Origin of the sequence: Gordonia sp. CPCC 205515 (assembly GCF_048537925.1) — a bacterium.
Lineage (GTDB): Bacteria > Actinomycetota > Actinomycetes > Mycobacteriales > Mycobacteriaceae > Gordonia.
In genome coordinates this window covers 1-1,435 of sequence record NZ_JBCLVJ010000033.1, presented here as the reverse complement: position 1 = coordinate 1,435, position 1,435 = coordinate 1, and the positions used below count along the sequence as shown (strand labels likewise).

The following is a 1,435-nucleotide window of genomic DNA, read 5'->3' as shown; positions in this document are numbered from 1 at the left end:
CTAGTACTACAGCCGTAGATCGCGGTTCGTGAGAATCTTGCGGCGTGTTTGCGCAGGTTAGGGCGGTTGTCGGGGCATGATTCGGAATTTGTGACGAAACCAAATATGCCCGCGACACCCGCGGATCTGAGCCTAGACCATGAGCAGTGGCGAGCTGGGCTCGACGCGCTGATCGACACCATCGCCCCGCGCTTCGCCCGCCATGACGCCGCCCGCAATGCGGGCGCTTTTCTGCTCTCGGTGCTCTCAGGATTGGAGACCAAGAATTGTTGGACGATGGCTGAGATGGCTGGACACAGCAGCCCGGACAGGTTGCAGCACTTGCTCTCACGCGCAAAATGGGAAGCCGACGACCTCCGCGAGGATCTGCAGCGCATGGTCGTTGACGGCCTGGGCGTCGACCAGGCCGTACTGGTCGTTGACGAGACCGGTGATCTGAAGAAGGGCACCAACACCGTTGGCGTGCAACGCCAATACACCGGCACCGCCGGACGCATCGAGAACAGTCAGGTCGCGGTCTACCTGACCTACGCCACCCGCGTCGGGCATGCTCTGATCGACCGCGCCTTGTACCTGCCTCGTTCGTGGACCAATGACCCCGCCCGCTGCACCGCGGCAGGAGTGCCCGACGATATCGGATTCGCCACCAAACCCGCATTGGCCGCAGACATGATCATCCGGGCGCACGCCGCCGGGATCGCTACCGACTGGGTGGCCGGAGACGAAGTCTATGGAGACGACCCAAAGTTACGAACTATGCTCGCCACCAACAAGATCGGATATGTACTCACCGTCGGATGTCACCGACAGGTCATCGTCGATGGTTACTACATCCGCGCCGACGACCTTGCCGACACCGTGCCCGCGCGATCCTGGAAGCGACTGTCGGCCGGCGACGGCGCCAAGGGGCAACGGTGGTACTCCTGGGCGCGGGTCGCGGTCTGCGAACCCGACCTACCCGGCCATCACTGGATGCTCATCCGCCGCAACGACACCACTGGTGAGCTGGCCTACCATCGCTGTCACCACCCGCGTATGGTCTCGCTCGCCGAGCTGGTGCGGGTGGCCGGGCGGCGCTGGACGGTGGAGGAATCCTTCCAGTCCAGCAAGGGATTGACCGGCTTGGATCAGCACCAGGTCCGCACCTGGAGATCCTGGCACCGCTGGACCATCCTGGTCATGCTCGCCCACGCCTTCCTGACCGTGACCACCATCGCTCAACGCGCACGCGAAATCGCAGACTCGACACTGATCCGATTGAGTGTCAACGAGTTTCGCCGTCTATTCATCGCCCTGATCCTGGCACCACTCCACGTCAGCCCCGGACTACTCGACTGGTCGCACTGGCGGCGACGCCACCAACAACGAGCCCGACTCTGCCATCAAAACCGCAGGTCAAAACCTCAATGAACCCAATCTACGGCTGTAGTACTAG

1 protein-coding gene is annotated in these 1,435 nt (G+C 62.5%); it reads left to right on the top strand.

Going from position 1 to position 1,435, the window contains the following annotated elements:
- Positions 1-171 precede the first annotated feature (171 nt).
- Positions 172-1,410 carry an IS701 family transposase gene (locus AAFP30_RS28760; RefSeq protein ID WP_419233480.1) on the top strand — a complete coding sequence of 413 codons (1,239 nt, stop codon included), beginning with the start codon at positions 172-174 and terminating at the stop codon, positions 1,408-1,410.
- Positions 1,411-1,435: the final 25 nt, after the last annotated feature.